We start from the raw sequence: 19,222 nt of genomic DNA, 5'->3' as shown, positions 1-19,222 counted from the left end.
GCGGGGCTACTGGCCGACCGCGACCGGCTCCTCGCTGCGGATCGTGGGGACGAAGATCTTCTCGCCCAGCCCGAACTTCAGCACGAACTTGAACATCTCGGGCAAGTCGTTCAGGCACGTCAGGTCGTCGTGGGTGTCGGTGCCGATTGCCACCTGGACGCGGTGATTCGGCAGCACCCGGAACCAGCGTTCGTGGTTGGCGAGGGGCAGCAGCTTGGAATTCAGCTCGTAGATGATACGGGCGTTCGCCAGGGTGCGGACGACCTGGTCCATCGACGTGTTCGGGAACTGCGCCGCGATGTCGGTGTGCGCCAGGATCACCGGGCATGGCCAGCGGCGCGCCTGGTTGGCGAGCTGCGTCAGCCCGGCCCAGTCCACGTACTCCACCAGCACGTAGTCGATGCCGGTGAGCATGGCCCGGACGCTGTCGACCAGCCCCTTGTTCAGCGGCCAGTTGATCTCGGCGCCGCAGTAGATCTGCATCCGGCCGGCCCAGCGCTGCCGGGCCTCCCTGACCATCGCGATGTAGTTGCGCGTCTCCTTGGCGAACAGGCGGTCGAATTCCTTCTCGTTGTGGACCTCGCGCGACGACGGCGTGCAGAACAGATGATCGGCGATGCCGATGCCCAGCACGTCGTGCCCCTTCAGCGCCTTGCAGTCCAGGTGCGCCTGGCAGAGCTCGTCGACCGTGTAAGCTCCGTCAGAAAACGGCGTGTGGTTATGCAGGTTGTAAATTCCCAGAGTCATACGTCCTCCCAGCCGCGGGCAACCAGTCCCCGGTGCCCCTTTTGCCGCGCCTTCACGACCCGATCGTCCGGACCCGGCCCCAATGCCGATGCGGCCGGTGGCTCTTCTGGCGGTCTGTCACCCGTGCCAGCCCGTGCGCGCTAACCCGCGCAGTGCCAGACCGGCTGACGTTGCACCCACCCGGACTCCGGGGCACAAACTCTCACTGAGCCCGCACTTGCGATCGTGGGCAATCCAGCGCGCCCTGCGCCGGTCGTCCCGCCTCGCACGGTTGCACTATACCGCAGGCGACCGGACCATGTCCACCCCCTTTTGTGCGCGGCGACGGCGGCTCCGCGACGCGCCCCTGGGGAACCTCAGTCTGTGACCGCTCCCGGAAGCGCCTTCTGCGCAGCCTGCTGAGCGTCGCGCCGCACGCTCGACATTATCGCGCCGCGAAATTCGCGCGTGTGGCGTGAACCTTTCGCCGGTTCAGGCGTAAATAAGAGTGAAGACATTCCAAAAGTGACGCTTCTCCTCCTCCTCTGGCATCCGAGGCGGCCGACGATGAGTCGGCCGCCTCGGGTGTTTTGTAGCCGGCGCCGGCGCTGGCCGCTGGCTGGTCGACGACCACTCTGTGCTTCAATAAGATACCGCCCGTTCAACGGTCGATCAGATTGGCCCGCGGGTGGCCCGTGCAACGAATTCCATGAGAATTGCTCCAGCACTGCTACTGCCGCTCATCGGGGCGTCGGTGTTGGGTGGGGACCGGCCTTACGAGGTCGCGCTGACCCCCGGCGGACAGCCCGGACAGGTGCGCGTGAGGCCGCCCGCGGATGCAACCCTCCCGGCCGGAGCGGAGCTGGTGCTTGCCGAGCACATCCACCCCCGGGCCGTGGCGAGCTCGATCGAGGCTGCGCAGGATGGGCCGACCTTCGCGGTCCCAGCCGGGGTGGTGCTGCCGGGAGACCTGCGCGGCTGGCGCGGCTGGATACTTCCGCCCGACCTGCTGGCCACGCTGGTCGAGCACTGGCCCGCATCCGCCGTGTTGCAGGCGGAAATCGACGCGGTCGGACCGGGCGGCGCGTCCGTGTGGGTGCGTGCGGGGTCGAACCAGGGCGTACGGGTCGGCGATCACTGGTGGCTGCGCGTGGGCGGCCAGCCGGCCGCGAGTTTTGACGTGCGCCACGTTGCGGCGGACGTGTGCTTTTGCGGCGTGACGCAGTTGGCGCGCGACACGGCGCTGGCGCCGGACCGCGTGGTGGCCTTGTGGCCGGGCCCTGGGCAGCGCCGCAGCGGCCAAGCCACCTCCGCGGTGGCGTTTTTGGAGGAGCGGGGCAGCGGGACGCGGGTGTGGATCGCGGCACCGGTCGGCGCCGCTTGCCCGCCTGAGCCGCACGTGGAGTTCTATCGCGGCGGCCGGTACGTCGGTCATGGACTGGTGGAGCAGCGCGACGAGCGCTTCTGGTATGCCCGTCTGCTGCCCACGGCGGTGGAGGTCACGGAGCAGTCGGGCGCTGTTGCGGGTGCGAGCTCGCGGGCGACTACACCGGCGACGCCGCCCATGCCGTCGAGCGCACCCACGCTGGGGATCGCGCCGGCGCGGCTGTCCGTGGGCGATGACGTCGTGATTCGCACACAGGCGGATATCGACGCGCGGCGCTTCGTCGCGCGGGTCTTCGACCTGGCACCCGCCGGCGCGCTCATCACGGCCGGCGAAGCGGATCAACTCGCGGCCGGCGATGTCCTGGCGGTGTATCGCCACGGAGCGGAAATCGGGCGGGCCGTGGTGCGGATGGTGCAGCGCAGCTACGCGGCGGTCAGCCCGCCAGAGTCCGAGGTCACGCCGGCGTTCGAGCTCCGCGTCGGCGACGAGTTGCGGGTGGGGCGGCCGCCATCGCCGCCGGTCGTCGTCGGGTCTGTCCAGCAGGTCAGGGGCGATTCCTTGTTCACGGCCCGCTTGACGAGCGCCGCGCCGCCGCCGGGGACGCCGCTGACCGTGCGTGCGGCGGGCCGAACCGTGGGCGTTGCACTGCTGCTGGCGACCGGCGGTGGCGAGGCCGGCGGCATCGTGCTCCCAGCATCTCAGACGCGGCCGCTAGCGCCGGGGATGCAACTCATTATCGAGCCGGAACCGCCGGCTTTCACGCCGGGACGCGACGTTCAGGCATCGCCGGCGTCGAATTAACCCGACTCGGCCGGCGGCAAAGAGGCGCCGCGGCACAGTTGCTACTGCGAATCTCGCGTAGCAGTCTGCCCGCGCCTAACGTGGCCTCCGCGTCGGCGGTCTGAACAACGGGCGGCGTCGGCCGCGGCGGCATTTCGAGTTTCAAGAACTGAGGTGCGGTCATGTCGAAATGGATATCGCTCTGCATAACTCTCTTGGCCGCACTATTGGGTACGCTCGGCGGCTGTGCCCAGCCGTATCACGCCGTCGTGAAACCGGGCGTGCGGCTCAGCGCGCTCTCACCCGAGCTGCAGGGGCTGACGGATCAGGCCATCGAGACGTACCTGCAGGCCGAGGCACGTCCGACGTTCCCGACCGCGGTGGCGATTGCCAGGCTCGTGGCGCCGCCGGGTTATGCGCGCTTTGCGCGGTCCAACGAGTACGCGCCGGCGCTCGAGGTGCCGGGCGGTGACGAGGCCGCCGGCTGGCGCCGGCTGGTCGCGGACGGCACCCAGGCGACGCCGGCGATCGTGGACCAGGTGCAGTTCATCGGCACGCTGCTTGCTCCGGGCCGGCCGACGCTCAAATCGCTGCGCGACGCGGCGGCGCTGCTGCACGCACCGGTGCTGCTCGTTTACATGCAAGACGACGACGCGCAGAGTGGGTACAACGACCTCGCGATGGCCTACTGGACGATTGTCGGCCTCTTTTGCGTGCCCGGCCACACGGTCGGTCACTACGCGGCCTGCCAGGCGGTGTTGGTTGACACACGCTCGGGTGTCATCCTGGCGACGGCCGAGGGGGAGGCCAAGCGCAAGGAGCACGTGCTGCCCGGTGCCGTCGACATTGCCAGTGACCGTACCGCGCGCGAGGCGCGGCATGAGGCAGTGGCGACACTGCAGGCCAACGTGCGGGATGCCCTCGCCGCCGTGGCGGCCAGGAGCAGCGTGCGTCCACCCGGGCAATAGAGGCTGGCAAAATGTCCGGGCGGCTGAATCCGTGCGCATGCACTCGTCCGCGCGGCAAAATCCGTGGTACAATCCGGGTTTGCTGGCGGTCGGCTGGCCGCCGCGCGGATGTGAAGGTGGACGGCACGAGTCCGTCGTTGTCCGCTTGGATGAACCTGTATAATCCCCTCGTACGCAGTGACTTACGAGGTGTATGCCCGAGGCGAGGGTGTAGCTCAGTCGGTAGAGCAACGGCCTTTTAAGCCGTGGGTCCTGGGTTCGAGTCCCAGCACCCTCATCGCCACTGATCGGATTAACATCTTTCCTGGTAAGCAGTTGCGGGCGCGCCGCGCGCTCGTGGGAGGGGGAATCCCAGGCTGCGTGTCGCGCTCCGATCGGGCTGCCCACTCGACCGATCCAATGGGTGGCGAAACCGCGGTCGGAGCGCAGGCCTGTGCAGCTTGGCCGGCCCTAGCGGATCTGGATATTATGCGCCTCCGGAGGCGAGCCGCGCGCAACCGCCTGGCGCGGAAGTGGCCGGCAGAGCTGGGCAGGTTCGCAGTCCGGAACACGTCTGGCCGGTGCTGCTGAGCAGCCGGGAGCCTGGCATGCTCCCGGTTGGCGGGCGGGTCGGCGACCCGCCGCGGTGGCCGTCGGGAGTTCGGAAGTGTACGAGCGCACTGCTCGGCGCCTGTGGACGGTGCTCGCTGTGCGGGTGGTGCTGCCATCCGCGCTCTGCTTGGCGCTCTATTCCGTCGCGATCTACGTGATCATCCTGCCGGCGTTCGAGCAGGGTCTGCTGGCCCGCAAGAAGGAGATGATCCGGGCCCTGACCCAGACGGTCCACGCCGCGCTGTCCCGGTTTCACGAGCGCGTCACGCTGGGCGAGCTCACGCTGGACGAGGCCCAGGCGGCGGCGATCGCGCATGTCCGCGGGCTCCGCTATGGCCCTGACCGCAAGGACTACTTCTGGATTTCCGACCTGCGCCCTTACATGATCATGCATCCGTACCTGCCGGAGCTGGATGGTCAGGATCTCACCAATTACGCCGACCCGGGCGGCACGCGTCTGTTCTATGAATTCGCCCAGATCGTCCGCCGCGACGGCAGCGGGTACGTCCGCTACCTCTGGCAGTGGAAGGACGCGCCCGGGAAGGTGGCGCCCAAGCTCTCGTACGTGGAGGGGTTTGAGCCGTGGGGCTGGATCGTCGGCACGGGCATGTACATGGACGACGTGGCCGCGGAGATCGGGGCCCTGTCGCGCAAGCTGGGCCTGGCGGCCGCGCTGATTCTCGGCGCAGTGACCCTGCTCTCCGCGTTCGTCATCTGGCAGAGCTACCAGTTCGAGCGTCGCCGGCACGGGGCTGCGGAAGAACTGCGCGCCAGCGAGATACGTTTTCGCGAGCTGTTCAACAACATGAGCAGCGGCGTCGTGGTCGGTGTGGCGACCGACGAGGGCGCGGATTTCATCCTCAAGGATTTGAACCACGCCGCCGAGCAGCTGACCGGCGTCAACCGCGCGACCGCGCTCAACCGGAGCTTTCTGGATGTCTTCGCGGCGTTCCGGGACGGTGGCCTGCTTGAGGTGCTCCAGCGGGTCTGGCGCACGGGGTTGCCTGAATTTCACGCACACACCCGGCGGTCGGCCGGCCGGGTCACGCTGTCCACCGAGAGCTACGTCTACCGCCTGCCCGCGCACGAAGTAGTCATCGTGACGGACGACGTTACCGAGCGCGAACGCGCCCAGGCGGCGCTGCGCGAAAGCGAGGCCGGCTACCGGCTGCTGGCGGAGAACGCCACCGACATGATTGCGCGGCACGCGCCGGACGGCAGTGCGCTGTACGTCTCGCCCGCGTGCCGCGCGCTGCTGGGATGCGAGCCGGACGAACTGATCGGTCGCACGCCGTTTGATGTGGCGCACCCGGACGACCTTCCCGCGCTGCGGCGCGCGCTCGAGCAGATCATGGGACCGGAGGGGATCGGCGTGACCACCTATCGCTGTCGGCGCAAGGACGGCGCGTATGTCTGGCTGGAGACCGTGGCGCGGGCCATCCGCGATCCGGCCTGCGGCGTGATTCGCGAGTTGATCTCGGTGGCCCGCGACGTGACGGAACGCAAGCGGGCGGAGGAGGAGCACGCTGCCCTGCGCGAGCAACTGCACCAGGCCCAGAAGATGGAGGCCATCGGCCAGCTCGCCGGCGGCGTGGCGCACGACTTCAACAACCTGCTGACCGTGATTCTGGGCAGCATCGATCAGCTCAAACGTACGCTGCCGGAGGGGGGTGACCCGTCGCCGGCGCTGGACGCCATGGAGCGCGCGGTCGACCAGGCCGCCGGCGTGACGCGCTCGCTGCTGACGTTCAGCCACAAGCTGCCGACGGAGAAACGCCCCGTGGAACTCGGGGTTTTGGTGGAGGGCGCCGCGCGTCTGCTGCGGCGCGTGCTGCCGACTGCGATCGAGCTGGTGGTCGAGACAAACCGCAAGGCCCCGGTGTGGGTCAATGCCGATGCGACGCAGATTCAGCAAGTGCTCCTGAACCTGGCGATCAACGCGCGGGATGCGATGCCGGAGGGCGGCACGCTGCGCATCGCGCTCGGGTCGGCGGAGCCCGCGCAGGTGGCGCCGGACCTGCGGGCGATGAGCCCGGCGCACGGGTTTGTCCAATTGGCCGTGAGCGACACCGGCACGGGCATCCCGGCTGAGATCCAGTCACGAATCTTCGAGCCGTTCTTCACGACCAAGGAGCGCGGGCAGGGCACCGGGCTGGGGCTCGCGATCGTGCACGGGATTGTTCAGGATCATGGTGGCGCGATCGCGGTCGACTCGGCCGTCGGGGCGGGGACGACCTTCCGGGTGTGGCTGCCGCGCATCGCCAGCGCAGCGGCGTCGGCCGCGCGACCGGCGGCCGCCGCGCCGCCGCGCGGCCGGGGCGAGCTGGTGCTGCTGGCGGAAGACAACCAACTGGCCCGCGAGATTCTGGTGGCGGAGCTGCGGAGCCAGGGCTACACGGTGCGCTCGGTTGGTGACGGCCCCGCGCTGCTGGAGGCGGTGGGACGGTACGGGGCGGCGGTGCGGCTGCTGATCGTGGACGTGGACATCCCCAAGCGCAGCGGACTGGAGTGTCTCGCCGAGCTGCGCCGGGCCGGCAACCAGACGCCTGCGATCGTGGTCACTGGAACGGTGCACACAGGCCTCGAGGATGAGCTGCACGGGGACACGATTCTGCTGCGCAAGCCCTTTCAGATGGCGGAACTCGGGCGGCTGGCGACGGCGCTGCTCGACGCCGCGAACCGCGAGGAAGCGCTGCCGTGAGCGTGCGCACGACCGTGCTGGTGGTAGACGACCAGGCGCTGGTGCGCGAAACACTAGCGCTTTGGCTCCGCACGGCGCCGGACCTGGAAATCGTCGGCTGCGCGGCGCACGCGGACGAAGCTGTGACGCTGGCAACCGAAAAGCAGCCGCGCGTCGTGCTGATGGACGTAGACATGCCGGGCCGCCAGGCCTTCGAGGCGGCCCGCGTGCTCCGCGCGCGCTGCCCGGACGCGCGGATTCTCTTCGTCAGCGGACACACGCAGGACCGCTACATCGAGCAGGCGCTGGCCGTCGGGGCGGCGGGGTATGTCGCCAAGTCCGAACCGGCGGCCACATTGCTCGGCGCGATCAGGACGGTCGCGACCAGCGGCGCGTACTTCTCGCCGGTGGTCCGGGCACGCCTGGTGTTCGCGCCGGACGGGGTCCAACTGGCCGAGCAAGCGCGGACGCGGGCCACGATGCTGACGGAGCGCGAGACGGAAGTTCTGCGTCACCTGGCGCGCGGCCTGTCGAAGAAAGAGATTGCGGAAGTCACCCACCTCAGCGAGCGCACGGTCAATCGACACTGCGCGAACATGATGGCCAAGCTGGACATCCACGACCGCGTGGCGCTGACGCGTTTCGCGATCCGCGAAGGGCTGGTCGAAGCCTGAGCGGGGGCGCGGCTGATCGTTGCGCGCCGCAGCCGTCGGCGGGCTGCCGGCGTTCAACGACCGTAACGCTGTGCGCTTGACGCGATGCACGCCAGATAACGTGTCCAATCCGGCGGCGCAATGGAGCATACGCTCCATGACGGTCCGCCAACCCGTACCCGATATCCCTCATGGCGAATGGGTTGACGCTGCCTGCCTGCCCCCTGCGCCGACCGTGGCTGCGGCGATGGTCGGCGTGCGGGGCCGGTAATGGCGGGCGGCGCAGTGTCGGCCGCTTTGGACCAGCAGTGTCGGACGCGCTCGACGCGGAGCGCGCATCGCGCGGTGCGTGTGCCGGTCGGGCGATGTGGTTTGGCTGCGCCTGTGCCTCATGAGGATACCGTGATGTTCAAGAACATGAGTTTGTCGAAGAAGATGGCCCTGGGTTTTGGCGTGTTGATCGTCATCGCCGGTGTGCTCGGCGGCGTGGCCTGGTCGGGGCTGCGCAGCGTGGCGGCCACGGCCGCGCTGGATGCCCGCGGGGCGGCGTGCCTGGACACGCTGAACAAGTGTGCCACGCAGCGGCGCGATTTTGCCCTGAAAGGGTTTGCCAAGGCGGACGGCGAAACCAAGACCGCCGCCGACCTCTGGCGCGACTCCTATGCGCAGTTGACCGACGAACTGCGCGCGTTGCAGGGGGCCGCGGGCCTCAGCGCCGCGGAGCGTAACCTGGTCGGCACGGCGCTGGAGAAGGCCTCGGGCTACCTGGCGGCATTCGAAAAGGTGTCGGCCGCGCGCACCGCGCGGGACGAGGCCTTCGCCGAGTGGGGCAAGGTGGGTCGCAACGTGACCGCCGAAATCGAGAAGGCCCTGGCGGATACCATCAACCCGGCCGTCGCGGCAGCGGTGCAGAGCCAGAAGTTGGAAGACATCACGCGCTGGAATGAGATTCGCAACAGCCTGAACGCCGATTTCGTTGAAGCTTTCCTCCTGTTGCGCGTGTCCGCCGTGTACCTGCTGGCCACCAACCAGGAACCGCAATGGGTGGCGTTCCAGGAGCAGTTGAAGCAGGTGAAGACCGGGCTGGCGACTTGGACGCAGTCGGTTTCCGGCGAGCAGGGCCTGGAGTCGCTCGCGGCGAACCTGCAGGGTTGCCTCCGCGACTACGAGGCCGCCGGTCAGAAATACCATGATGGCATTGTTGCGGACCAGGGCGCGAGTGCCGAGATGGCCGCCACGGCCACCGGCATCGTCGACACCGTGAACCAGCTCAGCACCGCCCTCAAGAACGACATGGCGGCCATCACGGCCCGGACCAACAGCCTGACGCTGGGCATGGCGGTCGGTGCGATCATCCTCGGCGTGGTGCTGGCCATGCTGATCACACGCAGCATCGTCCGTCCGATCAACCGCATCATTGCCGGGCTGAACGAGGGTTCGGACCAGGTGAACGACGCGGCGGCGCAGGTGGCGGCCGCCTCGCAGCAGCTGGCCGAGGGTGCCAGCGAGCAGGCCTCGTCACTGGAGGAGACGTCCAGCGCGCTGGAAGAGATGGCGGCGATGACGCGGACGAACGCCGAGAACGCGCGGCAGGCCAACGAGCTGAGCGACCAGGCGAAGACGGCGGCGCAGGACGGCGACCAGACGATGACGCAGCTGAACAGCGCGATGGCGGGGATCAACGAGTCGTCGGGCAAGATCAGCAAGATCATCAAGGTGATCGAGGAGATTGCGTTCCAGACGAACCTGCTGGCGTTGAACGCGGCGGTGGAGGCGGCGCGGGCCGGCGAGCATGGCAAGGGCTTCGCGGTGGTGGCGGACGAGGTGCGTAACCTGGCGCAGCGTGCGGCGCAGGCGTCGCGGGAGGTCACCGGGTTGATTGAAGACTCGGTGGGTCGGGCCCGGGAGGGCACGACGGTGGCCAGCGAGGTGGCGAAGTCGCTGGGCGCGATCGTCGCCGACGTCACGAAGGTGGCGGATTTGGTGAACGGGATCACGCGGGCGTCGCAGGAGCAGGCGCAGGGTGTCGACCAGGTCAACATCGCGGTATCCCAGATGGACAAGGTGACGCAGCAGAACGCGGCGGGAGCCGAGGAATCTGCGTCGGCGGCCGAAGAGCTTTCGGCGCAGGCCACGACGGTCAAGGGCATGGTGGACGAGCTGGCCGGCGTGATCGGCGGGGCGAAGGCCCAGGCCGCGGCGCAGGCTCGGTCGGCCGCAGCCTCGGCGGCCCGCAATCAGAAACGCGCCGGGATGCGCCACCACTTCGACTTCAAGAAACCGCAAAAGTCTGAACCGGCCCCGGCGAATTCACCGAGCCAGCCTGAGGCTGTGCCTGCCCCAGTCGGCGAGCCGGGTCTGAGCGACTTCTAAGCGGCGCAGGGGACCGGTTCGCCGCCCGTGCGCGCCGGACCGGTTGGACAGGCGCCTGACAGCAAATTCGAAACCGAGCCCCGTTCCTTGTTGCCGGGCGGCGCACGGCGCGAAAGCCGGCGCCGCCCGCTTTACTTGTGGCGCGGGCCGGCCCGCCTGCTGCCGTGCTACGCCGGGCAGCCGGCCGGGCCGAGCGGGCCTTTTCTCGGACGGGGGGTTGCCTGGGCCATGATTCGTCGCGCCCGGCAGGGCGGCGGAAGTCGACAGGGCGCAGATTCCGCGGCTCGTCCCGCCCGGCGGCACGGTTGCACTCTCGGACCGTCCGTTAAGCCGTCGGCCCGAAACGCCGATGCATAGCGGGTGCTGTGGCCACCGCACGTCCGCGGTGGTGGCGGAACCGTCGCGGACTCGGACGAGGGTGACTTCCAATGAAGAACTTGGGACTACGTGGCAAGCTGTACTTCGTGGCGGCCGTGGTGGTGCTCGGCTTCTGTGCGTTTGGCCTGCTCGCGCTGAACACGTTGCAGGTCGTGCAGGTTAACGGTCCGTACTACCGCAGCATCGTGCAGGGCAAGGACGTTATCGCCGACGTGCTTCCGCCGCCGGAGTACATCCTGGAAACCTACCTGGTAGCGTTCCAGATGTGGGCCGAGCCGGACGCCCGGGAGCAGGCGCAGCTGGCGGAGCGCGTCAAGACGCTGGAGTCGGACTACCAGGCCCGGCACGAGTTCTGGCAGGGAGACCTAGCGGCGGGCGAGCTCAAGACGCGCCTGCTGGTCGATTCGTACACCCCGGCACTCGAATTCTACAGGATCCTGAACAGTCAGTTCCTGCCGGCGATCCAGCGCGGCGAGCGCGACGCGGCCGCGGCGCTGTTGAGCGGGGCCCTGAAGGAGCAGTACCGGCAGCATCGCGCCGGAGTCGATCAGGTCGTGGCCCTGGCGACGCAGCGCAACCAGAACGACGAGCAGGAAGCGCGGGCTGTCATCCAGGCGCGCACGGCGTGGATGATTGGCATCGGCGGTGCGATCGGCCTCGGCCTGATTCTGACGTTTGCCGCGCTGGCGCGTGCCATCGTCCGTCCGATCAACCGCATCATTGCCGGGCTGAACGAGGGTTCGGACCAGGTGAACGACGCGGCGGCGCAGGTGGCGGCCGCCTCGCAGCAGCTGGCCGAGGGTGCCAGCGAGCAGGCCTCGTCACTGGAGGAGACGTCCAGCGCGCTGGAAGAGATGGCGGCGATGACGCGGACGAACGCCGAGAACGCGCGGCAGGCCAACGAGCTGAGCGACCAGGCGAAGACGGCGGCGCAGGACGGCGACCAGACGATGACGCAGCTGAACAGCGCGATGGCGGGGATCAACGAGTCGTCGGGCAAGATCAGCAAGATCATCAAGGTGATCGAGGAGATTGCGTTCCAGACGAACCTGCTGGCGTTGAACGCGGCGGTGGAGGCGGCGCGGGCCGGCGAGCATGGCAAGGGCTTCGCGGTGGTGGCGGACGAGGTGCGTAACCTGGCGCAGCGTGCGGCGCAGGCGTCGCGGGAGGTCACCGGGTTGATTGAAGACTCGGTGGGTCGGGCCCGGGAGGGCACGACGGTGGCCAGCGCGGTGGCGAAGTCGCTGGGCGCGATCGTCGCCGACGTTGCGAAGGTGGCGGACCTGGTGAACGGGATCACGCGGGCGTCGCAGGAGCAGGCGCAGGGTGTCGACCAGGTCAACATGGCGGTCTCACAGATGAACAAGGTGACGCAGCAGAACGCGGCGGGAGCCGAGGAGTCCGCGTCGGCGGCCCAGGAGCTTTCGGCGCAGGCAGCCACGGTCAAGGGCATGGTGGACGAGCTGGCCGGCGTGATCGGCGGGGCAAAGGCCCAGGCCGCGGCCCAGGCCCGCGCGGTGACCCGCACACGGAAGACGGTTGTGAATCGGCTCAGCGCCACATCCCCGTCGCAACCGCAGGACGCAGCGACCGCAGTAAAACAGCCCGAGGTCGTGCCGGCTCCAACGACTGAGCCCGGCTTGGGCGACTTTTAGGCCAGCCGGGCGATTCGCATCCCGCCTGCGCCCCACCGCAGGCTTCAGGGCGGTGCACGGTGTTACAGCCGGCGCCGCCCATTGTATTGGTGGCTAGAGTTGCCCGTGGTGCGTCGCGGCCGTCACGGACTGGGGGGCAGATGTTCCTGCTGCATGTCGGACAGCCGCGTGGCGGCCCGAAGATAGCGGGCGTGGAAGTCGGCCGGGGCCATGTGCGCTGCGGCGGCCAGCTTGGCCAGCATGACCGGGTTGTCGAGGTCGCTGCGCTCCAGCCGGATCTGGTAGGCGCGTCCGACGGTGTATTCGTCGGAGCTGATGTTCACCATGCGTGTCTGCGTCCGGTTGGTCTCCGGGTTGATGATGTCGTTGAAGTCTACCGTGGTCAGGTTGCCGTTGACCAGCGTCACCATCACGCCGGTGCTGTTGACCGACGGGTCGCTGAACAGGCGGATGCTGTGGTAGCCGAGCGCGCGGCAGTAGGCCATGTCGTGCGGCGTCGGATCGGCGGAGCGCAGCTCGTAACCGATGTTGTGCGTGATGAGGGCGAGCGCTTCGCCGCGGGCTTTGAAGCGGCCCTGCAACTCGCGCTTGAGCAGTTCGAGCAGGGGGACCTCCGACAGGCGCATGTGGCCCGCCGCGTCTAGCGGGACCTCGCGGCCGAGCAGACGCTCGATCTCGGCGCGGTCGCCCAGGCGATAGGCCAGCCCCTCAGCGATGACGGCGACGCCATCGCAGCGCCCGAACACGGAGCGCTTGAGGATCGCGCCCTCCAGCACGTCGACGATGGACTGCACCGAGCTGCGTTCTTCGAACTCCTCGGGGATGAGCGTCACGGTGGCACCGGCGGCCTGCCCGATCGACATGGCCAGCCAGCCCGCGCTGCGCCCCATCGCGCTGATCAGGTACCAGCGGCCGGTGGTCTGCGAGTCCATCATGAGGTTCTTGAGCAACTGCGCCCCGATCATGCGCGCCGTCGAGAAACCGAAGGTCGGCTGGTTCTGCGGCAGCGGCAGGTCGTTGTCGATCGTCTTCGGCACGTGGACCACGCGCAGCCTGCCGCCGCCGGCCTCGGAGATGAAGCGCGCGCTGAGCGCCGTGTCATCGCCGCCGATCGTGAGAAGGTAATTGATACCCAGCTCGCGCAGGCGGCCCAGGGTGAGCGACACCTTCTCGGCGTGGGGCTGGGCGCGCTTGCCGGACTTCAACGCGGCCGGGTCGAGCAGGTTGGTGCGGGCCGTCCGGAGGATCGAGCCGCCTTCAAAGTGAATGCGGGCCACGCGCGCGATTTCGAGCCGGACCGTGTGGGTAGGCGGGTCGAACTCGTCGGAGCACAGGTGCCGGAACCCGTCGAAAAAGCCGACCACCTCGAAGCCGCAGTTGATGGCCTGAATGGTGGCGGCCCCGATGACAGCGTTGATGCCTGGGGCCGGGCCCCCGCCAACGACGATTCCCAATCTGCGTGTGGCCATAGTCTTATACCGCCTGCGAGCCGGCTGCTGCGCCCAGTCCGGGTCCCGATTACTGAATCCAAGCGGCCGCATGCGGCCGGCCACCGCCGGGTCCTGGCCCGGGCGGCAGGCGCAGAAACGAGTAGTTTACGCCAAGACGGCCTGCCGTTCAAACGGCCTCGGCGGGCCGCTCGCCGAACGGGCGTGCCGGCGAGCCGGGGGGCGTCGGCCTATTGCCCGGGAGGACGCGAGCCCCTATACTACGTGGCTCGACTTGAGCTAAGGACACCTGACTATGGCGAAAGTGAAGCAGAAGCCGCACAAGGGGCTGAGCAAGCGCTTCAAGCTGTCGGCCAACGGGAAGCCGCGCTACAAGAAGTCATTTGCGGGCCATCTGATGAGTGGGAAGTCAGGTCGGCGGCGCCAGCGGCTGCGGCGCCCGGCTACGTTGACGGGAGCGATTGCCGATAACGTGCGGCGCGCTCTGTGCGCCGGGTAGGCCCGGCCAGTCCGAAGGAGTAGGTCACATGCCACGCGTTCGACCCGGTCACGCGACTCGTCGACGACACAAGAAAATCCTCCGCGCCGCCAAGGGCTTCTGGGGCTCACGCAGCAAGCTCTTCCGCTCGGCCAAGCAGTTCGTCATCAAGGCCCGCGTCTACGCTTTCCGCGACCGCCGTGTCCGCAAGCGGGAGTTCCGCGGACTCTGGATCATCCGTGTCAGCGCCGCGTGCGAACAGCGCGGGCTCTCATACAGCAAATTCATCGCCGGACTGAAAAAGGCCGGGGTCTTTCTGAACCGCAAGATGCTCAGCGAGGTCGCGATCGCCGACCCCGCCGCCTTCGACAAACTGGTGGAACTCGCTCGGGCACACGCCACGGCGGCGGCGTAGCTGCCCCTGAACCGGCCGCGCCGCCCGACGGTCGTGCGTGCGACGGCTGCGGGCACGCGACCTGAGACGAAGACGCATGGACGACGTGGCGGCGCGGCACGACGATCCGCTGGTCGTATACGTCCCGACGGAAGACGGGGCGCGCATCGCGGTCAAGCGGCGACCACAGCCGGGGGGGCAGCCGGTCATTTTCCTCCACGGTCTGGCCGTCAATGCCGACCTGTGGGACTTGCCGGAAATCCGGGGGCGCGACTTTCACTACCGCAGCCTGGCCCAGGTGTTGCACGCGGCCGGCTATGACATCTGGCTCGTGAATCTCCGCGGCCACGGCGCCCCCCGCATGCTTAGCACGCCGGCCCCGGACCAGGCCGACTGGTGCGTCGATCACTTCATCACGCTCGATGTCCCGCCGGTCGTGGACCATGTCCGCGCCGCCACCGGGCGGCGGCCGTTTATCGTCGGTGCCAGCATGGGGGCCATGACGCTCGCCGGCTACGTGCAGGGGGCGCGCCTGTGCAACGGTGCGGAGACTGCGTGCGTCACGGCGGAGCGCGAACTCGCCGAGGCACGTCAGCGCGGCCTGGCCGGCGCGGTGTTCGTGGAATTCCCGGCGGCGCTGCGCTGGCCGGACACGCTGTACGACGAGGAGGGCCGCATCCAGTGGCGCACGCTCTTGCGCGATTTCTGGCGCAACGACGGCGATGTGAATTACCCCTTCGAGATGCTCTCACGCTGGGGCTGGCTCCACGCGCTGCTCGAGTCCGCCGGGCAGGTGCCGGTGAACTGGGTCCTCGCCGAACAGAACGGCGCGCCGTGGTATCGGGTCCTGCCGGCGCCGCTGGCCGACGGGGTTGAACAGGTCGAGCGGGCCGTCGTCCAGGCGATGCTGCGCATGGCGGGCACCTTCACGGGTGCCACGCACCATCGCGCTGAGGTCATGCTCGCCGGCCGGCGCTACGTGCTGGACCACATGAAGGCGGGCGTGCTGCGGCAGATGGCCAAGTGCGTCCGCCGCCGGGCGTTCGTCAGCGGCTTCGGCCCGCCGGACCACGTGTATTCGGATCATTACGAGTGCGTGACCCTGCCGACGCTGGTGGTGCAGGGTGGCCGCGACCGGATCGCCAATGCCGACGTCGTCCGTCGCGAGTTCTTCGAGCGGATTTCGGCCACGGATAAGCAGTATCTGTTCTACGAGGAGATCGCCCACGGCGAGCTGGAGGCGGCGCCGGTGGCGAGCGAGCGCGTGTATCCCGAAATCCGGGCCTGGCTGGATGCGCATCGGCCGGTCGGCAACTGATGCAGTGGTCGCGCCCGATTTCGAAGCCTATCCTTAGATTCGAGCGCCGCGCCGTTTGAACCATGGCGCAGGAGCGCGGCGGGCGCTAGATCGGAGCTGCCACGCATGAGTTCTGCTGATCATTCCGCGCCGGGTGGCGTCGCCGACGCGGCGCAACCACTGCCGGGCGTGAAGCACGTGATTGCCGTCGGCGCGGGCAAGGGTGGCGTCGGCAAGAGCACGATCGCCTTGCTCGCCGCGGTGGGTCTGCTGCGTCGCGGGTTCAGGGCCGGCCTGCTGGACGCGGACGTGTATGGCCCCTCGCTGCCCAAGCTCACGGGCACCGACGGCCAGGAACTGGGCCTGACTGAGCAGGGCCAGGTCAAGCCGGCGGAGGTCGACGGCCTCAAGCTCGTCAGCATGGGGCATCTCATCGGGCCGGAGCAGGCCGTGATCTGGCGCGGGCCGATGGCGCAGAAGTACCTGAAGGAGTTCCTCGACCGCACGGACTGGGGCGGGCTCGATTACCTGTTCGTCGATCTGCCGCCCGGCACCGGCGACATTCCGCTCACGCTGGCGCAGAGCATTCCGCTCACCGGGGCGGTCGTGGTGTGTACGCCGCAGGACCTGGCGCTGCTCGATGCCGTGCGGGCCTTGCGCATGTACCAGAAGCTCGGCGTCGAGCCGCTCGGCATCGTCGAGAACATGAGCTACTACATCTGCCCGCACTGCGGCCAGCGCGACGAGATCTTCGCGCATGGCGGGGCGCAGAAAGCCGCGGCGGAGTTGAACGTGCCGTTCCTGGGGGCGATCCCGCTCAACATCGCGCTGCGCGTCCACGGCGACGCGGGCCGGCCGTTCGCGAATTTCACGGACGTCGAGCCGCACATCGCGGAAGCGCTGAACCAGTTCGTCGAGCGCCTCCAGGCCGTGGTTGCCGAGCAGGCGCAGAAGCGCACGCCACTGCCGCAGATTCGCATCACCTAGCCGTGCCCGCGGTGCTTGGCTGCCGGCGCGCGATGCGTTACGGTCATGGCGGGTGCCTGGGCGTGAATGGCGCGGGTGCCCGACTCGGAGGCGAGTGTGCTTGAACCTGCGCAGCCAACGCGGCGACGCCTGGAAATTCGCGGACAAGTACAGGGCGTCGGGTTCCGACCGTATGTCTATCGCCTGGCGCTGGCGCGCGGCCTGTGCGGGTACGTCGCCAACGACAGCAACGGCGCCGTGGTGGAGGCGGAAGGCGCGGCCGCGGCGCTCGACGCCTTCGAGCGCGACCTCGTCGACCAACTCCCGCCGCTGGCACGCATCACGAACCTGATGCGCTTGGAAGTGCCTGCTGCTGGCGAAACGAGCTTTCGCATCCGCACTTCGCAGGCCGACTCACGCCAGCGCCCCGAGGTGACGCCGGACGCCGCCACGTGCGCCGCCTGCCGGCGTGAGTTGCTGGATCCCGCGGACCGGCGTTACCGCTACCCGTTCATCAACTGCACGGACTGCGGGCCGCGCTACTCGATTATTCGCGATGTGCCCTACGACCGGCCGCAGACCACGATGCGGGCCTTCACCATGTGCCCGCCGTGCGCAGCCGAGTACGCGGACCCGGCCAACCGGCGATTCCACGCGCAGCCGAACGCCTGTCCGGACTGCGGCCCGCAGGTGCGGCTGATCGGCGGCGCCATTACGGATGCCCCCGATCCGATCCGCTCCGCCGCGCGCCTCCTGCGGGACGGCGGTGTCGTTGCCGTGAAGGGCCTCGGCGGCTATCACCTCGCCTGCCGCGCGGATCTCGAAGAAGTGGTCCGACGCCTCCGGACCCGCAAGCTGCGCGATGGGAAACCGCTAGCTGTGATGGTGGCGGACGTCGCGGCAGCCGGCCGGTTGTGTCGCCTGAGCGGCGCGGACGTGGATGCGCTCACGTCGCCCGCCGCGCCGATCGTGCTCGCCCCGCAGGCGCCAGGGCACGGCCTGGCGCCGTCGGTGGCGCCGGGTTGCCGCGATTTCGGCGTCATGCTGGCCTACACGCCCGTGCATCATCTGCTGTTCGCCGAAGGACTGGGCCCGCTGGTGATGACCTCGGCGAACATCGCGGGCCAGCCGCTGACATACCGCGATGATGACGCATTGTCAGACCTCGGCGACGTGGCGGACGCGTTGCTCGTCCACGATCGCGAGATCTTCCGGCCGATCGATGACTCGGTGGTGCTCACCTTCCGCGATGAAGTCGTGCCGCTGCGCCGGGCGCGCGGTTACGCGCCGCGCCCCCTCCGACTGGCCGGTTTGACCAGCGCGGGCGGTGGCAAGACGCCGCAGCGCATCCTCGCCGTCGGCGGCGAGCTGAAATCGACCGTGTGCCTGCTCGCAGGCGACGAAGCTGTGCTGAGCGAACACCTCGGCGACCTGACGCACCCGGCGACCTATCGTCATTTCATGCGCGCCATCGACCGGCTGAAGCAGCTTTGCGGGTTCACGCCGGAGGTTATCGCCTGCGACCGGCACCCGCGCTACCTTTCGACAGAATACGCTCAGCGACACGGCTTGCCGGTCATCGCGATCCAGCACCACCACGCGCATATCGTCAGCGTCATGGCGGAGTGGGCGGAGCGCGGGCCGGTGATCGGCCTGGCGTGCGACGGCACGGGTTGGGGCACGGATGGGGCCGTGTGGGGTTGTGAGTTGCTGCGGTGCGACGCCGGCGGGTTCGCGCGCCTCGGCCACCTCGCGTACTTCCCGCTGGTCGGTGGCGATCGGGCGGCGCTCGAGACCTGGCGACCGGCGGTGGCACTCCTGCGCGCGTCGGAACCGGACGATTGGCGCACGCTGCTGCACGACTGTACGAATTCTGCGTGTCCCGCACCGGAGCAACTCGATGTCTTCGAGCGGCAGGCCGCCGGTGCCATCAACGCGCCGCGGACCTCCAGTCTCGGACGCGTGTTCGACGCCGCCAGTTGCCTGCTGGGTTTGTGCGTGCGGAACCGGCACGAGGCGGAAGCGGCGATGCGGCTCGAGGCAGCGGCCGAGGAGTGGGCCGGCGCGAGCGAACCGCTGGCGTTTGACGTGGCCGTGGAAGACGGACGGGTCTCGTTCTCACTGACGTCGGCGATCTGGGAGCTGGCGGTGGCCCGCCTCCGCGGCGAAGCGGCGCCGGCCCTCGCAGCCCGCTTCCATGAAACCGTCGCGCAAATGCTTGCCGCGGCGGCGGGCCATGGTTGCCGGCTGGCCGGGGTCAACACGGTCGCACTCTCTGGCGGGTGTTTCGCGAATCGCCGGCTGCTCGCGCGGCTGACCGAGTTGCTCGAGGCCCAAGGGCGTCGCGTGCTCTATCATCGACAGGTGCCGTGCGGCGACGGCGGCGTGGCGCTGGGCCAGGCTGTCGCGGCGGCCTGGCAACTGGCCGGGTCACGTGCCCCCCGGTAA

Annotated in this window: 13 protein-coding genes and 1 tRNA gene; 12 read left to right on the top strand and 2 right to left on the bottom strand. The window is 68.8% G+C overall.

Annotated features, from left to right (window positions below):
• Window positions 1–6: 6 nt before the first annotated feature.
• Entirely contained in the window at window positions 7–747 is a 741-nt protein-coding gene (locus KA383_15045; protein MBP7747432.1) for a hypothetical protein, read from the bottom strand.
• 688 nt (window positions 748–1,435) lie between these two features.
• Here KA383_15045 and KA383_15040 point away from each other — a divergent pair.
• From KA383_15040 to KA383_15010, 7 genes are all read left to right on the top strand, one after another.
• Window positions 1,436–2,914 carry a hypothetical protein gene (locus KA383_15040; protein ID MBP7747431.1) on the top strand — a complete coding sequence of 493 codons (1,479 nt, stop codon included), beginning with the start codon at window positions 1,436–1,438 and terminating at the stop codon, window positions 2,912–2,914.
• Between the two features lie 194 nt (window positions 2,915–3,108).
• The gene (locus KA383_15035; GenBank protein MBP7747430.1) at window positions 3,109–3,861 is read left to right on the top strand and encodes a hypothetical protein; all 753 of its coding nucleotides are present in this window, start codon (window positions 3,109–3,111) and stop codon (window positions 3,859–3,861) included.
• 204 nt (window positions 3,862–4,065) lie between these two features.
• A tRNA-Lys gene (locus tag KA383_15030) sits at window positions 4,066–4,138 on the top strand.
• A gap of 369 nt (window positions 4,139–4,507) precedes the next feature.
• Window positions 4,508–7,153 (top strand): cache domain-containing protein, encoded by a 2,646-nt coding sequence (locus KA383_15025; protein MBP7747429.1) that lies wholly within the window; start codon window positions 4,508–4,510, stop codon window positions 7,151–7,153.
• Window positions 7,150–7,806 (top strand): response regulator transcription factor, encoded by a 657-nt coding sequence (locus tag KA383_15020; protein MBP7747428.1) that lies wholly within the window; start codon window positions 7,150–7,152, stop codon window positions 7,804–7,806. Before KA383_15025 ends, KA383_15020 begins: the two co-directional genes overlap by 4 nt.
• 384 nt (window positions 7,807–8,190) lie before the next feature.
• The gene (locus KA383_15015) at window positions 8,191–10,158 is read left to right on the top strand and encodes a hypothetical protein (GenBank protein ID MBP7747427.1); all 1,968 of its coding nucleotides are present in this window, start codon (window positions 8,191–8,193) and stop codon (window positions 10,156–10,158) included.
• A gap of 428 nt (window positions 10,159–10,586) precedes the next feature.
• Entirely contained in the window at window positions 10,587–12,191 is a 1,605-nt protein-coding gene (locus tag KA383_15010; GenBank protein MBP7747426.1) for a hypothetical protein, read from the top strand.
• 122 nt (window positions 12,192–12,313) lie between these two features.
• Here KA383_15010 and KA383_15005 read toward each other — a convergent pair whose 3' ends face one another.
• The gene (locus KA383_15005; protein MBP7747425.1) at window positions 12,314–13,660 is read right to left on the bottom strand and encodes a 6-phosphofructokinase; all 1,347 of its coding nucleotides are present in this window, start codon (window positions 13,658–13,660) and stop codon (window positions 12,314–12,316) included.
• 274 nt (window positions 13,661–13,934) lie between these two features.
• On the opposite strand from KA383_15005, the gene KA383_15000 reads away from it, so the two are divergent.
• The 5 genes from KA383_15000 (at window position 13,935) to hypF (ending at window position 19,222) form a co-directional block, all read left to right on the top strand.
• Window positions 13,935–14,138, top strand: coding sequence for a 50S ribosomal protein L35 (locus KA383_15000; protein MBP7747424.1), 204 nt, complete (start codon window positions 13,935–13,937; stop codon window positions 14,136–14,138).
• Between the two features lie 28 nt (window positions 14,139–14,166).
• Window positions 14,167–14,532, top strand: coding sequence for a 50S ribosomal protein L20 (gene rplT, locus KA383_14995; protein ID MBP7747423.1), 366 nt, complete (start codon window positions 14,167–14,169; stop codon window positions 14,530–14,532).
• A 76-nt stretch (window positions 14,533–14,608) separates the two neighbouring features.
• Window positions 14,609–15,829, top strand: a complete 1,221-nt coding sequence (locus KA383_14990) for an alpha/beta fold hydrolase (protein ID MBP7747422.1) — start codon at window positions 14,609–14,611, stop codon at window positions 15,827–15,829.
• 105 nt (window positions 15,830–15,934) lie between these two features.
• A complete protein-coding gene (locus tag KA383_14985) occupies window positions 15,935–16,795 on the top strand; it encodes an Mrp/NBP35 family ATP-binding protein (GenBank protein MBP7747421.1) in 861 nt (286 codons plus the stop codon).
• Between the two features lie 66 nt (window positions 16,796–16,861).
• Window positions 16,862–19,222, top strand: coding sequence for a carbamoyltransferase HypF (gene hypF / locus KA383_14980; GenBank protein MBP7747420.1), 2,361 nt, complete (start codon window positions 16,862–16,864; stop codon window positions 19,220–19,222).

Source organism: Phycisphaerae bacterium (assembly GCA_017999985.1).
GTDB lineage: Bacteria > Planctomycetota > Phycisphaerae > UBA1845 > Fen-1342 > JAGNKU01.
This window is presented reverse-complemented; position numbering and strand designations above follow the sequence as displayed.

Excerpts from the sequence above, each read along its gene's own strand:
- KA383_15005 (MBP7747425.1), bottom strand. The coding sequence starts at position 13,660 with ATGGCCACACGCAGATTGGGAATCGTCGTTGGCGGGGGCCCGGCCCCA.
- KA383_15045 (MBP7747432.1), bottom strand. The coding sequence starts at position 747 with ATGACTCTGGGAATTTACAACCTGCATAACCACACGCCGTTTTCTGAC.
- KA383_14985 (MBP7747421.1), top strand. The coding sequence starts at position 15,935 with ATGAGTTCTGCTGATCATTCCGCGCCGGGTGGCGTCGCCGACGCGGCG.
- KA383_15010 (MBP7747426.1), top strand. The coding sequence starts at position 10,587 with ATGAAGAACTTGGGACTACGTGGCAAGCTGTACTTCGTGGCGGCCGTG.
- rplT (MBP7747423.1), top strand. The coding sequence starts at position 14,167 with ATGCCACGCGTTCGACCCGGTCACGCGACTCGTCGACGACACAAGAAA.
- KA383_15000 (MBP7747424.1), top strand. The coding sequence starts at position 13,935 with ATGGCGAAAGTGAAGCAGAAGCCGCACAAGGGGCTGAGCAAGCGCTTC.
- hypF (MBP7747420.1), top strand. The coding sequence starts at position 16,862 with ATGGCGCGGGTGCCCGACTCGGAGGCGAGTGTGCTTGAACCTGCGCAG.
- KA383_15015 (MBP7747427.1), top strand. The coding sequence starts at position 8,191 with ATGTTCAAGAACATGAGTTTGTCGAAGAAGATGGCCCTGGGTTTTGGC.
- KA383_14990 (MBP7747422.1), top strand. The coding sequence starts at position 14,609 with ATGGACGACGTGGCGGCGCGGCACGACGATCCGCTGGTCGTATACGTC.
- KA383_15040 (MBP7747431.1), top strand. The coding sequence starts at position 1,436 with ATGAGAATTGCTCCAGCACTGCTACTGCCGCTCATCGGGGCGTCGGTG.